Raw genomic sequence first — 12,367 nt, forward strand, 5'->3', positions numbered from 1 at the left:
GCCCGGCTCCCCCAACCCCCCCCGGCCCCCTCCGGCGTCCCACCGACTCAGGCCAGGCGCTTGACGGCCGCCTCGACCCGCTCGTCCGTCGCCGTGAACGCCACCCGCACGAACCGCTCCCCGGCCTCGCCGTAGAAGTCGCCGGGCGCCACCAGGACGCCCTTCTCCGCCAGGTACGCCACGGTGTCCCAGCACGGCTCGTCCCGGGTCGCCCACAGGTACAGGCTCGCCTCGCTGTGCTCGATCCGGAAGCCGTGCGCCTCCAGGGCCGCCCGCAGCGCCGCGCGCCGGGCCGCGTACCGCCCGCGCTGCTCGGCCACGTGCGCGTCGTCGCCGAGCGCCGCGACCGTCGCCGCCTGCACCGGGGCCGCGGTCATCATGCCGCCGTGCTTGCGGATCAGGAGCAGCTCGCCGAGGACGGCCGCGTCGCCCGCGACGAACGCGGCCCGGTAGCCGGCCAGGTTGGAGCGCTTGGACAGCGAGTGGACGGCGACGATGCCCTCGTACGAGCCGCCGCAGACGTCCGGGTGCAGGACCGAGACCGGGTCGGCCTCCCAGCCCAGCTCCAGGTAGCACTCGTCGGAGAAGACGAGCACGCCGTGCTCGCGCGCCCAGGCCACGATCCGGGTCAGCTCGTCCTTGCCTAGGACCTTGCCGGTCGGGTTGGACGGGGAGTTGAGCCAGAGCAGCTTCAGGCCCGCCGGGTCGAGCTCCGTGGGGTCGTCGTAGACGACGGGCTCGGCGCCGCACAGCCGCGCGCCGACCTCGTACGTCGGGTAGGCGAGGCGCGGGTACGCCACCTTGTCGCCGGCGCCGAGACCCAGCTGCGTCGGCAGCCAGGCCACCAGCTCCTTGGAGCCCACCACGGGCAGCACGTTCTCGTGGGCGAAGCCCACCGCGCCCAGCCGCCGCTCGCACCAGCCGGTGAGCGCGTCCCGCAGCTCCTTCGTCCCCCACACCGTGGGATAGCCCGGCGAGTCCGCCGCCGCGACCAGGGCCTCCTGGATCAGCGCGGGGACCGGGTCGACGGGGGTGCCGACGGAGAGGTCCACGATTCCGTCCGGGTGCGCCAGGGCCGTCTTCTTGTACGGCTCCAGCTTGTCCCAGGGGAAGACGGGCAGGCGCGAAGAGACTGCGCTCACGGGTTGGCTCTCACTTCCTCTTACGTACGGGGAAACGCCTCGGTCCCGTACGGCGACCGAGGCCGTACGGGACCGGATGCGGTCGATCAGCCGTTCTGCGGCGGCAGAGCGGCGATGAAGGGGTGGTCACGCTCGATCTCGCCGAGCTTGGAGGCGCCACCGGGCGAACCGAGGTCGTCGAAGAACTCGACGTTCGCCTTGTAGTAGTCCTTCCACTCCTCCGGGGTGTCGTCCTCGTAGAAGATCGCCTCGACCGGGCACACCGGCTCACAGGCCCCGCAGTCGACGCATTCGTCCGGGTGGATGTACAAGGACCGCTTGCCCTCGTAGATGCAGTCGACGGGGCACTCCTCGATGCACGCCTTGTCCTTCACGTCGACACAAGGCTGCGCGATGACGTATGTCACGCTGTCGTTCCTCCTCGATAGGGCTGGTCTGCGCGGGAGCGCGGCGTCGTCGATGCCCGCCCCTAGTATCTCCGTTCTTGGGGGCGATCCGAACAGGAGGGGCGGAGAAGCTGTGGAATTCACCGGCGGAGGACGCCTGGAGGTCCGCATCACCAGCGCTGACGTGGGAAAACGTGTCTCCGTTCGGTGCGTGACGGATGCACCGGAAGCGGGCGGGAAATACACCGATGCGGTCGGAGTTCTCACATCATGGGACGCCGGTGTGCTCCTGATCACACGGAAGGACGGCGCGGCCGTCCGGATCGAGGAGTCCTCGCTGGTCGCGGGGAAGGTCGTCCCCGCCGCCCCGGCCCGCCGTCGCGGGCCCTCCGCCACCTTCCCCGAGCTGGCCAGGGCCACCGCGCGCGCGTGGCAGCCCGTCGAGAGCGAACCCCTCGGCGAGTGGACCCTCCGGGCCTCGTACCAGGACGTGCCGAGCGAAGCGCGCCCGGGAGACGCGGCGGCCGGACGGCGGGTCGGATTCACCCGGCGGGCCAACTCCGCACTGCCGCTCGGTGACCCCGGGCTCCCGGTGGCCGAGGCGCTGACCCGCGTACGGGACTGGTACGCGGCCCGGAGCCTTCCCGCGTACGTCCAGACCGCGACCGGCGCCGAGGGCACCCAGGAGCTCCTGTGCGCCGAGCTCGATCGCCACGGCTGGCGGCGCGAGGTGAGCGCCGAGGTGCGGATCGCGGCCCTCGCCCCGATCGGCGACCTCGACGCCGACGTCTCCGCCGTCCACCTGTCCCGGACGGTCGACGACGCCTGGCTCGGCAGGTACCAGCGCTCCGGAGAGGCGAGCCCGGCCGTCCGGACGGTCCTCGCCTCCGGCCCGAGTGTGTGGTTCGCTTCCGTGGCGGGCACGGGAGGGGTACCGGCGGCGATCGGCCGCTGCGTCGTCGACGGACGCTGGGCCGGCTTCATGGCCGTCGAGGTCGACCCGGCCCACCGGCGCCGCGGCCTGGCGACGTCCGTCATGACGGCGCTGGCCCGACAGGCGCTGGACGAGGGCGCGTCGGCGGCCTGGCTCCAGGTGGAGGCGGACAACGACGCCGCCCGGGCCTTGTACGACGGGATGGGCTTCGCGGCCCATCACCACTACCACCACTACCGATGGGCGGAGGCGTGACGGAGGAAGGACCACCGGACGCCGGAGCCGAGGGCGCCGGCGGCCTCGGCCCGGACGAGGTGACCGACTGGCGGCGGGAGTTCGCCGAGGAGGCGCGGGCCGAACGGCCGGACCTCGCACGGCTCTGCCTGCTGGTGGGGGCGGTGGCCGACCCCACGGTCACCCGGCACGCCCTCGACGAGGCGGAGATCGAGCTCGACCGCCTCGCCGGGCTCGTCCCGTACGCCACCCGGATCACCGGCGACTGGGCCACCGAGCTCGCCGCGCTCCTCGGCGTCCACGAGGGCTTCGAAGGCGTGCCCGCGGACTACCAGCGCCTGGAGTCCTCACTCCTGCACGAGGTGCTCCGGCGCCGCCGCGGCCTGCCGATCCTGCTCTCCGTCGTGTGGATGGAGGTCGCCCGCCGGGCCGGCGCCCCCGTGTACGGACTCGGGCTGCCCGGCCACTTCGTCGTGGGCTTCGGCGACCCCGCCGACCTCAACCTCGCCGACCCCTTCGCGGGCGGGCGCACCATGACCGGCGCGGACGCCGAGCTGCTCGTGGCCAGCGCGACCGGCGAGGCACTGGACCGCTCGATGCTCCGCCCGGCCGAACCCGGCGCCATCGTGCTCCGCATCCTCAACAACATCCGCGCCTGGGCCGCCTCCCGCCCCGAACGCTCCGACGTGGCCCTCTGGGCGGTGGAGCTCTCCCTCCTCCTCCCCTCCCACCCGGCCAGACTCCGCTACGAGCGCGCCGAGCTCTTCGTGCAACGCGGGGAGTTCCTCAAGGGCGCCGTGGAGATGGAGGCCTACGCGGAGGTCATGGACGCGGTCGACCCCGAATCGGCCACCACCATCCGCCGCCGCGCCCAGGCCGCCAGAGCGCTCCTGAACTAGGAGGTGTCCCGCCGATCAGCGCCGGGACCCTCAAGGGGGCGGGGCGACCGGATTCGAACCGGCGTCCTCCGAGATGTCGTCGCGGCGCACTACCTCTGTGCTACGACCCCGCCCTTGCCCGCGACGCTACGCGAACACCCCTCACGGTGACGACTCGTTTTCGAGCGTGAACGGCAGGCGTCGCCGACATGTGTCCGCGGCTTCCACGCGTCACGCGCTGGTGGAGGGGCGGGCGGGGGCAGAATGCGGCCATGCCTTTGACCGCGGACATTCTTGTGGCGCTCGTTGCTTTGTTGCACGTGTACATCCTGGTGATGGAGATGTTCCTGTGGGAGAGGGCGACGGGGCGGGGGTTCTCGGGGTTCGACGCGGGGATGGCGCGGGCGACGGCGCCGATGGCGGCGAACCAGGGGTTGTACAACGGGTTCCTGGCCGCGGGGCTGGTGTGGGGTCTGGTGGCGGACGACCCGACGGGCTTCCAGGCGCGGGTGTTCTTCCTGAGCTGCGTCGTGGTCGCGGGGGTGTTCGGCGCCGCGACGGCGAACCGGCGGATCCTGTTCGCGCAGGGACTGCCGGGCGCGCTGGCGCTCTCGGCGGTCGTGGTGTCGCACTGATGGGGGCCGCGCACGGCACGGGCAGCTTCGTCGCGCACACGGGGACGGACGTCTACGGGCCGGGGAAGGTGATCGGCGTGGACGGGGTGCAGCGTCGGGTGCGGTTCACGCGGTTCGTGGCGACGATCCGGGCGGACGATCTGCGGGCCGCGTCGCCGCGGGAGCGGCGGGAGGTCGAGGCGTGGCTGCGGGCGAGGAAGGAGCGGTACGGGGGCGAGTGGTGAGCGCGTACGCCGCGGGCGTGCGCGGGTGCGACGCGGTGAGCCGGCACGGGAGCGACTCCGCGGGCGGGCGTGACGCGGCGAGCCCCCGTCCCGGGTGGGACGGGGGCTCGGGGGCCGGGGTGGGCGGGGTCAGCCTTCGCCGCTGAGGTCGATGGTCTTGGTCCGCTCGGCGAGGGTCTTGCCGCGCAGGGCGTCGCGCATGACGAAGGCGACGTCGTCGGCGGAGACCTGGTGCTTGGTGCCGTCGCCCTTGGTGATCATGATGCCGTCGAAGGCGCCGTCGAGGAGCCGGTCGATCGCCTTCTTGTCGTAGACCTCGACCAGTCGGCCGTCCACGGCCTTCATGGAGAGGATCTGCGGCAGCGAACGCGCCGGACCGAAGTCGATCTTCTTGCCGCCCGCCTGGATCCGGATCAGACCGGACATCGCGGGCGTGGCGAACTCCTTCATGGCCCGGTCCAGCTCGGCCTGGGTGACCGACGGCTGGCGGGTGGTGACGGGCAGTTCGACGAGCTTGCCCTGGCCGGTCTCGACCTGGGCGCGGAAGGCGTCCTGGACGGAGATCATCGAGCGCTGGACGTCCAGGCCCTTGCCGGGCTTGCCCGGGACGGGGGTCACCTTGTTCGGCGCGAAGAGGATCGTGCCCTCGGTCGCCGAGGCGGAGCTGCCGGCCAGGTCGGTGAGGGCGACGGCGAGCTTCTCGCGGTCGACCGGGAAGACCGGCTTGGCGATCCGCTCGCCGCCGAAGAGCGAGCCGATGACGGAGACCGGGTTGTAGTCGCTGCCGGCGGCCGCGCGGACGGTCTCCTGGCTGTCGAGCGCCAGGCCCGCCTTGTCGGGGGCGAGCTGGACCTTCGTGCCGCCGACGCTGAGCTGGAGCGGCGCGTGGGCGCGCGTGCCGAGGGCCTTCTCCAACTTGTTGACGGCCTCCTCCTTCGTACCGCCGCCGATGTCCACGCCGAGCACGGTGGTGCCCTTCGGGACGTCGGAGTGGTTGAGGAGCAGTCCGGCGCCGTAGGCGACGCCGGCCAGGCCGACGACTCCGGCGGCGACGAGGACCAGCTTCGAGCGGCCCTTCTTCGCCGGGGCGCGGGCGGGCGCGGGCGCCGGTCGCGGTGCCGGGGCGGGCGCGGGGGTTCGCTGCTCGTCGATGCGCGGGGTGAGGTTCGGCCGGGCCGCGCCCGGCGGGACCACGGGGATGCCGCTGGTGAGCGTGTCCCCGGAGACGTGGCCCGCGCCGCCGCCGTCGGCCGCCGCGCCCTGGCCGGCCGCGGGTGCGCGTCCGGACGTCGGGGCGGGTGCCTGCGGGGTGAGGATCGCGGTGTCGTCCGACATGCGGGGTGCCTGGCCGCCGGGGAACGGCGAGCCCGCGCCCGGTGCTCCGGGACGGCCCTGGGGCTGTCCGGGCGCCTGTCCCTGACGCGGACCCCGGCCCTGGCCGGGACCCTGGAAGGGGCCCGGGCCGCCGAGGTTGGCGGTGCCGGTGACCGGGCCGGTGGTGGGGCCGGTCGGGGCCGCCGCTCCCGGACCCCGGTAGGCGGGGGTGCCGCCGGCGGGGGTCCCGGTGTACATGGGCGTGCCGGCGGCGGGGGTGCCGTCGTACATCGGCGTACCGCCGGCCGGAGTCCCGTCGTACATCGGCGTACCGCCGGCCGGAGTCCCGTCGTACATCGGCGTACCGCCGGCCGGAGTCCCGTCGTACATCGGCGTACCGCCGGCCGGAGTCCCGTCGTACATCGGCGTACCGCCCGCGGGGGTCCCGTCGTACATCGGCGTACCGCCGGCCGGAGTGCCGTCGTACATCGGGGTGCCGCCCGCCGGGGTCCCGCTCTCGTAGAGGGGGTTGCCGGCCTGGGGCGCGGTGACCGGGCGGCTCGACGGGGTGTTGCCGACCGTCGGGACGCCGGAGGTCGCCGAGCCGGCGAAGCCGGTGCCCTGGGTGTCCGGGCCGGTGGCCTGCGGGCCGGGCTTGAGGGTGGGCGCCGGGGCGGCGGGGAGGGCGGGGACGGCCGGGGCGGCGGGCGGGGCCGCCTTGCGCGGCGCGAACCAGTCGCTGGTCTCCTTCGCCTTCGGGGCCTCCTCCGCCTGCGGCGCCGCGGGGGCGGCCGCGGGCACGGGCTCCGGTTCCGCGACGGGGGCAGGCTCCGGCTCGGGGTCCGGAGCGGGCGCCTCGTTGACCGTCTGGCGGACCACGACCGGCGGGATCGGACGCGAACCCGGGATGTTGATCCGGATCCGGGTCGTCAGGGTCGTCTCGGTCTTGGGCTCCTCCGGCAGCGCGGGCGCGACGGGGGTCTCCTCCGGCGCGTCCTGCGTGGGGTGGAGCGACGGATACTGGCGGGATCCGTACGGCGGGGTACCCGAGGGGTACGCGGCTCCACCGCGCCCCTGGGCGCCGGAGGACGAACTGTCAGTCTCTCGACCAGATTCACGACTCAAAGCAGGATCTCCCGGTTGGCTCCACCGCCCGCTCTTGCAGATGCTCGTGTTACCCGGGCGGTTCGGCGGCGCGCACCACCATACTGGCCGCCGCCGCCTTGTACCCGACCCCCGGGTGACGTACGACGGGCATTCCGGCCGAAGTCAGGACGTCCCCGGTCTCAAGTCGTGCTGTTCACGGGGTCGGTCGCGGCAGCCGGGAGAGCGTGGTGCACATCACAGCGGCCGCCATTCCTCCGAAGAGGAAGAGCAGCTCGCCGACGCCCCCGCCGAACGCCCCGTCGCCCTCGGGGCGTCCGAGACTGAGCAGGACGATGGCGACGAGCCAGCCGCCGCCGGCCGCGGCGACGGCGACCTGGGTGCCGGTGGCGCGCAGCCCTCCGTAGAAGAGCGCGGCGGTGGCCAGGAGGGCGAGGACCAAGCCCAGGGGGAGCCAGGCGGCTTGGACGAGGGCGCCGGCGGTCCCGACGAGGGCGCCGAGGACGACGAGGACCCCGTACCAGACGTATCGGGCGGTCTGGGAGGGCATCGGGTCGGGCGTCCGGGAGGGCTTCGCGGCCTTCTTGGCGGATGCCTTGGCGGCCGCCTTGGCGCTCCCCTCGGCGGTCGCCCTGCCGGCCGTCGCCGGGGCCGCGTTCGAGCGCGCCTTCGAGTGCGCCTTCGGATGCGCCTTCGCGTTCGACTCGGAGCCCGGCTTCGGGCGCTTGGGGTCGGAGGAGGGGGTGCTCACGCGGTCACCCCCGCGAAGAGGTCGGTCTCGCGGACGCCGGCGGGGGTTCCGGGGGTGCCCTGGACCAACTCGTAGTACTCGGTGGTGAAGATCGGCTGGCCGAGGTCGTTGGAGAGGGCGAAGAAGGGACCGTCGACGGCGACTTGGGTGACGTGCGCGGCCATCGCGGCGCTCTTGCGGGCCGCGTGCTCGGGGCCGGCCGCGATCTCGGCGGTGATCTTGTCCTCGTCGACGACACCGGGGACGTCGGCGACGGCGGCGACGGCGGGGAAGGCGGAGCCCTCGGCCCGGAGTCGGGCGAATCCGGCCTCGACGACGGGGCGGGGGACGCGGTTCCAGTAGATCTTGGCGATCGTGTGGGCGGCGCCGAGGTCGGGCCGGTAGCCGGGGTCGGCGGCGAGTTCGGCGGCGCGGGTGGCGACCCGGTGGGCCTGGATGTGGTCGGGGTGCCCGTAGCCGCCGTCGGGGTCGTAGGTGACCAGGACCTGCGGGCGGGTCTCGCGGATCACCTCGACGAGGTACGGGGCGGCGGTGTCGACGTCGGTGTTCCAGAAGGCGTTGTCGCGCTCGTTCTGCTCGACGCCCATCATTCCGGAGTCGCGGAAGCGCCCGGGGCCACCGAGGAAGCGGTGGTCGGTGACGCCCAGCTCGCGCATCGCGGCGGCGAGTTCGCCGACGCGGTGCGGGCCGAGCCGGTCCTCCCGGTCGGGGGCCAGGTGGGCGAGGCCGGGCGGGATGACCTCGCCCTCCTCGCCGAGCGTGCAGGTGACCAGGGTGACAAGGGCGCCCTCGGCCGCATACCTGGCCATGGTGGCGCCGTTGTTGATCGACTCGTCGTCCGGGTGCGCGTGCACGAGGAGCAGACGACGGGCGGGGAGATCGGTCATGGCCCTACCCTACGAGACCCCTCCCACCGGGGCTCCGATCCCGTGGCACCCCCTGCGGGGTGCCCGGCCGGGTCAGAACTTGAGGCCGCCGATCATGCTCGCCACGTTCGTCGTGAGGGTGCTGATCGACGAGGCCATGGACGAGCTCGCCAGGTAGAAGCCCAGGAGCGCGCAGACCGCCGCATGGCCGGCCTTCAACCCGGATTTCCGGATCAGCAGGAAGACGACGATCGCCAGCAGCACCACCGCCGAAATCGAGAGTGCCACGGCGGTTCACCTCCACACTTCTTCGGTCGGATATTCGAGCGGACAGGGCAGCGAGCATGTGCCAGTCGGGTACATACCCACCTAGCGCTACGGATCATAACTATCCGTGCCATCGCATCGATCGGCGGACGGAGGCACGAGGGGGGCGCACGGCGCTACTTTCAGCCGCATGACCTCGACTCGACAGCAGCCGGCCCCGCCCCGGGCCCCGCTCTCCTTCCCGCGCCAGCTCGCCCGCACCCAGCGGTTCACGCTGGGGGTTCCGCGGGGGTTCTCGGTGTCCCCGGACGGTGAGCGGGTGGTGTTCGTCCGGTCCGGTTCGGGCACGGAGCGCTCGCACCTGCTGTGGGTGCTCGACCTGCCGCCGGGCGGCGTTCCCGCGGAGCGGGTGGCCGCCGACCCCGGGGCGCTGCTCGCCGGGGCGGCGGAGGAGCTGCCGCCGGAGGAGCTGGCGCGCCGGGAGCGGAGCAGGGAGGGCTCCGGCGGCATCGTGGCGTACGCGGTGGACGGGGCGGTGGAGCTGGCGGCGTTCTCCCTGTCGGGGCGGCTGTTCACGGCGGATCTGCGGGCGGGGACGGCGCGGGAGCTGCCGGTGCCGGGCCCGGTGATCGACCCCCGTCCCTCGCCGGACGGACGGCTCGTCGCGTACGTGGCGGAAGGGGCGCTGCGGGTGGTGGGCGCGGACGGTTCGGACGACCGGGAGCTGGCCGCTCCGGAGGACGGGCACGTCTCCTACGGATTGGCCGAATTCATCGCCTCGGAGGAGATGGGGCGCGACCGCGGCTACTGGTGGTCCCCGAGTGCGGATCGACTGCTCGTGGCGCGGGTGGACGACCGGGCGGTGCGGCGCTGGTGGATCGCCGACCCGGCGCATCCTGAGCGGGAGCCCCGGCGGGTGGGCTATCCGGCGGCGGGGACGCCCAACGCGGAGGTCCGGCTCTTCCTCGTGGGCCTCGACGGGGCGCGCACGGAGGTCGGGTGGGACCGGGAGCGGTACCCGTACCTGGCGCGGGTGCACTGGTCGGCGGCCGGGCCGCCGCTGCTGCTCGTGCAGACCCGGGACCAGCGGGAGCAGCTGGTCCTGGCGGTGGACGTGGAGGCGGGCGGCACCTCCGTCGTCCGCGCGGAGGCGGACCCGGCCTGGCTGGAGGCGCACCGGGGCGTGCCGGCGTGGGGGCCGGGCGGCGGGCTCGTGCGGATCACGGACGAGAGCGGGGCGCGCGTCCTGGCCGTGGGGGACGAGGCGTGGACGGGGGCGGAGCTCCACGTGCGGGCGGTGCTCGACGTGGGCGCGGAGGACGTGCTCGTGTCGGCGTCGGCGGGCGAGGCGGCGAGGCCGGGCGGGGCGACGCCGGGCGGGGCGACGCCGGAAGGGACGGCGGCGGGCGGGGCAGCGGCGGGTGATGCCGTGCCGGTGGGCGGCCCGGTGCTGCCCGCGGGGCCGGAGACCGGGGAGATCCATGTGTACCGGGTGTCGGCGGCGAGGGGGGCCGAGCGGCTCTCCGAGGGCGTCGGGGTGCACGGGGCGGTGCGCTCCGGGGCGGTCTCGGTCCTGGTGTCGGCGGGTCCCGGGGAGCCGGAGAGCGTGGCGCGGGTGCTGCGGGACGGCGAACGGGTCGCGGTGGTGGCCTCGTACGCGCAGCGGCCGGTGGTCTCCGCCCGGGTGCGGCTCACGGAGGCGGGCGCGCGCCGCATTCCGTGCGCGGTGCTGCTGCCCACGGGGTACGAGGAGGGGGACGGGCCGCTGCCGGTCCTGATGGATCCGTACGGCGGTCCGCACGGGCAGCGGGTGGTCGCCGCGCACAACCCGTATCTGACGTCCCAGTGGTTCGCCGACCAGGGCTTCGCGGTGATCGTGGCGGACGGGCGGGGGATGCCGGGCCGCTCCCCCGCCTGGGAGAAGGCGATCCTGCGCGATCTGACGCCGACGCTCGACGACCAGGTGGAGGCGCTCCTGTCGCTGGCCGGGCGGTTCCCGCTGGACCTGGGGCGGGTGGCGGTGCGCGGCTGGTCGTACGGCGGGTACCTGGCGGCCCGTGCGGTGCTCCAGCGGCCCGACGTCTTCCACGCGGCGGTGGTGGGGGCGCCGGTGACGGACTGGCGGCTGTACGACACCCACTACACGGAGCGGTACCTCGGCACCCCGCAGGACGATCCGGACGTGTACGCGGCGCAGTCGCTGCTGACCGACGACGGGCTCACGGCGCCCGAGGGGCCGGCCCGGCCGATGATGGTCGTGCACGGGCTCGCCGACGACAACGTGGTGGTCGCGCACGCGCTGCGGCTCTCGTCCGCGCTCCTCGCGGCCGGCCGGCCGCACGAGGTGCTGCCGCTGTCCGGGGTCACGCACATGACTCCGCAGGAGCAGGTGGCCGAGAACCTCCTCCTGCTCCAGGTGGACTTCCTGAAGCGGTCGCTGGCCATGGGCGGGTGATCGGGCCGGCCGGCGCCCGGGTGGGTCACCAGCCGGGCGGCGGCGGGGAGGGCGGGGCCGGGGGCGTCGCCCCGGCCGGCCCGTAGGACCCGTAGGACCCGTACGGGCCGGGCTGCCCGGGGACCCCGTACGGCCGGTACTGCCCGTAGGGACCGTGCGGGGTGGGAGCGGGGGTCGGGGCGCCGCGCCCGGCCAGGAGGACGAGCACCGCGATGCCGGCGAGCAGGCCGAAGACGGCGCTGAGGACGCTCAGCTGCCCGACAGCGCTGAGGCCCCCGAAGTGGGCGACCAGCTCGTACCGGACGGCCCGCGCGACCTCGGCGAGGCCGCCGGCCGCCAGGAACCCGCCGGCGAGGAGTCCGAACGCCCGGCTGTGGCGGGCGCGGGCGAAGGCGGAGCCGGCGGCCGTGCCGTACAGGCCGACGAGCATCACGGACAGCCAGCCGGGCGGGGGCGCGAGGTCGGGTTTGACGACGGACCGGCCGCCGGTGAGCCGGTCGACGGTGACCTCGACGGGCAGTTCGGTCGCCCAGTACAGCTCCCACAGGGTCACGACGGCGGCGGCGACCCCGAGGAGGACCCCGGCGGCGACGGCCCTGCCCGTACGGGGCCGGCCGGGGATCTGTTCGTACGCGGCGGTCGGCGGGCGCCGGCCCGCCGCCGCGGTGACGACCAGGCCGGCGGCGAGGGCCAGTTCGCCGAGCGCGGTGACGAGCGCCCCGCTGTCCGCCGCCCACAGCCCGGGCAGCCGCAGGGCGAGGGTGACCGTGCCGGTGGCGGCGAGCGCGGAGGCCGCGTGCCGGGAGCGCAGCGCGGCGACGGCGGCGACCGCGGAGACGACGAGCAGCACCGGGTCGGTGAGCGAGGTGGCGGACCTCCCCCGCATGAGGAAGGAGCGGTCCCCGGCCCAGTACCACGCGAGGTCGACGGGCGACCCGAGCGCGGCGAGGTCCTTGAGGATCCACACGGCGGCGATGAGGGCGAGCGCGGCGCAGAGCGCGGCGCCCGTGAGACGTGCCGGTCGTGTCACAGTCACGGACCCGATACTCACGGTCGCGACCGTGCGAAACAAGCGGTTCCGCATGTACGGGGGAAGTCGGGCGGAATACGGGCGGCCGGCCGGGTCAGCGTGAAGGTGCCGTACGCACCGGCGCCGCGGGCGTGCACCACGCGCTCC

General features: G+C 74.5%; 12 protein-coding genes and 1 tRNA gene. 5 read left to right on the forward strand and 8 right to left on the reverse strand.

Features of this window, described 5'->3' with window-relative positions; translation table 11 throughout:
• Positions 1-47: 47 nt before the first annotated feature.
• Together ACFCY7_RS36945 and fdxA are read right to left on the reverse strand one after the other, a co-directional pair.
• Entirely contained in the window at positions 48-1,142 is a 1,095-nt protein-coding gene (locus ACFCY7_RS36945; RefSeq protein WP_376490461.1) for a bifunctional succinyldiaminopimelate transaminase/glutamate-prephenate aminotransferase, read from the reverse strand.
• 86 nt (positions 1,143-1,228) lie between these two features.
• Positions 1,229-1,549: a ferredoxin gene (fdxA, locus tag ACFCY7_RS36950; protein ID WP_030207635.1), complete on the reverse strand. Its 321-nt coding sequence runs from the start codon at positions 1,547-1,549 to the stop codon at positions 1,229-1,231.
• Positions 1,550-1,661: 112 nt separating this feature from the next.
• On the opposite strand from fdxA, the gene ACFCY7_RS36955 reads away from it, so the two are divergent.
• Together ACFCY7_RS36955 and ACFCY7_RS36960 are read left to right on the forward strand one after the other, a co-directional pair.
• A complete protein-coding gene (locus ACFCY7_RS36955) occupies positions 1,662-2,717 on the forward strand; it encodes a GNAT family N-acetyltransferase (protein WP_376490462.1) in 1,056 nt (351 codons plus the stop codon).
• The gene (locus ACFCY7_RS36960; RefSeq protein ID WP_376490463.1) at positions 2,714-3,595 is read left to right on the forward strand and encodes a tetratricopeptide repeat protein; all 882 of its coding nucleotides are present in this window, start codon (positions 2,714-2,716) and stop codon (positions 3,593-3,595) included. The genes ACFCY7_RS36955 and ACFCY7_RS36960 overlap by 4 nt, the downstream gene beginning before the upstream one ends.
• A gap of 37 nt (positions 3,596-3,632) precedes the next feature.
• Here ACFCY7_RS36960 and ACFCY7_RS36965 read toward each other — a convergent pair.
• Positions 3,633-3,707 (reverse strand) — tRNA-Ser (locus ACFCY7_RS36965).
• A 139-nt stretch (positions 3,708-3,846) separates the two neighbouring features.
• Here ACFCY7_RS36965 and ACFCY7_RS36970 point away from each other — a divergent pair.
• Positions 3,847-4,209 carry a DUF1304 domain-containing protein gene (locus ACFCY7_RS36970; RefSeq protein WP_376490464.1) on the forward strand — a complete coding sequence of 121 codons (363 nt, stop codon included), beginning with the start codon at positions 3,847-3,849 and terminating at the stop codon, positions 4,207-4,209.
• Positions 4,209-4,433 (forward strand): hypothetical protein, encoded by a 225-nt coding sequence (locus ACFCY7_RS36975; RefSeq protein ID WP_376490465.1) that lies wholly within the window; start codon positions 4,209-4,211, stop codon positions 4,431-4,433. The genes ACFCY7_RS36970 and ACFCY7_RS36975 overlap by 1 nt, the downstream gene beginning before the upstream one ends.
• Before the next feature lie 129 nt (positions 4,434-4,562).
• Here the strand turns inward: ACFCY7_RS36975 and ACFCY7_RS36980 are convergent, their stop codons facing one another.
• The 4 genes from ACFCY7_RS36980 to ACFCY7_RS36995 form a co-directional block, all read right to left on the reverse strand.
• Positions 4,563-6,872, reverse strand: coding sequence for a hypothetical protein (locus tag ACFCY7_RS36980; RefSeq protein WP_376490466.1), 2,310 nt, complete (start codon positions 6,870-6,872; stop codon positions 4,563-4,565).
• 175 nt (positions 6,873-7,047) lie between these two features.
• A complete protein-coding gene (locus tag ACFCY7_RS36985) occupies positions 7,048-7,602 on the reverse strand; it encodes a DUF6113 family protein (RefSeq protein WP_376490467.1) in 555 nt (184 codons plus the stop codon).
• A complete protein-coding gene (gene mshB / locus ACFCY7_RS36990; protein ID WP_376490468.1) occupies positions 7,599-8,489 on the reverse strand; it encodes an N-acetyl-1-D-myo-inositol-2-amino-2-deoxy-alpha-D-glucopyranoside deacetylase in 891 nt (296 codons plus the stop codon). The genes ACFCY7_RS36985 and mshB overlap by 4 nt, the downstream gene beginning before the upstream one ends.
• Positions 8,490-8,561: 72 nt before the next feature.
• Positions 8,562-8,756 (reverse strand): hypothetical protein, encoded by a 195-nt coding sequence (locus ACFCY7_RS36995; protein WP_367822525.1) that lies wholly within the window; start codon positions 8,754-8,756, stop codon positions 8,562-8,564.
• A gap of 169 nt (positions 8,757-8,925) precedes the next feature.
• On the opposite strand from ACFCY7_RS36995, the gene ACFCY7_RS37000 reads away from it, so the two are divergent.
• Positions 8,926-11,190: a prolyl oligopeptidase family serine peptidase gene (locus tag ACFCY7_RS37000; protein WP_376490469.1), complete on the forward strand. Its 2,265-nt coding sequence runs from the start codon at positions 8,926-8,928 to the stop codon at positions 11,188-11,190.
• 25 nt (positions 11,191-11,215) lie between these two features.
• On the opposite strand, the gene ACFCY7_RS37005 is transcribed toward ACFCY7_RS37000, so the two are convergent.
• A complete protein-coding gene (locus ACFCY7_RS37005; RefSeq protein WP_376490470.1) occupies positions 11,216-12,226 on the reverse strand; it encodes a hypothetical protein in 1,011 nt (336 codons plus the stop codon).
• Positions 12,227-12,367 lie beyond the last annotated feature (141 nt).

This window comes from Streptomyces sp. NPDC056361, from assembly GCF_042262805.1.
Classification (GTDB): domain Bacteria; phylum Actinomycetota; class Actinomycetes; order Streptomycetales; family Streptomycetaceae; genus Streptomyces.

Excerpts from the sequence above, each read along its gene's own strand:
- ACFCY7_RS36970 (WP_376490464.1), top strand. The coding sequence starts at position 3,847 with ATGCCTTTGACCGCGGACATTCTTGTGGCGCTCGTTGCTTTGTTGCAC.
- ACFCY7_RS36975 (WP_376490465.1), top strand. The coding sequence starts at position 4,209 with ATGGGGGCCGCGCACGGCACGGGCAGCTTCGTCGCGCACACGGGGACG.
- mshB (WP_376490468.1), bottom strand. The coding sequence starts at position 8,489 with ATGACCGATCTCCCCGCCCGTCGTCTGCTCCTCGTGCACGCGCACCCG.
- ACFCY7_RS37000 (WP_376490469.1), top strand. The coding sequence starts at position 8,926 with ATGACCTCGACTCGACAGCAGCCGGCCCCGCCCCGGGCCCCGCTCTCC.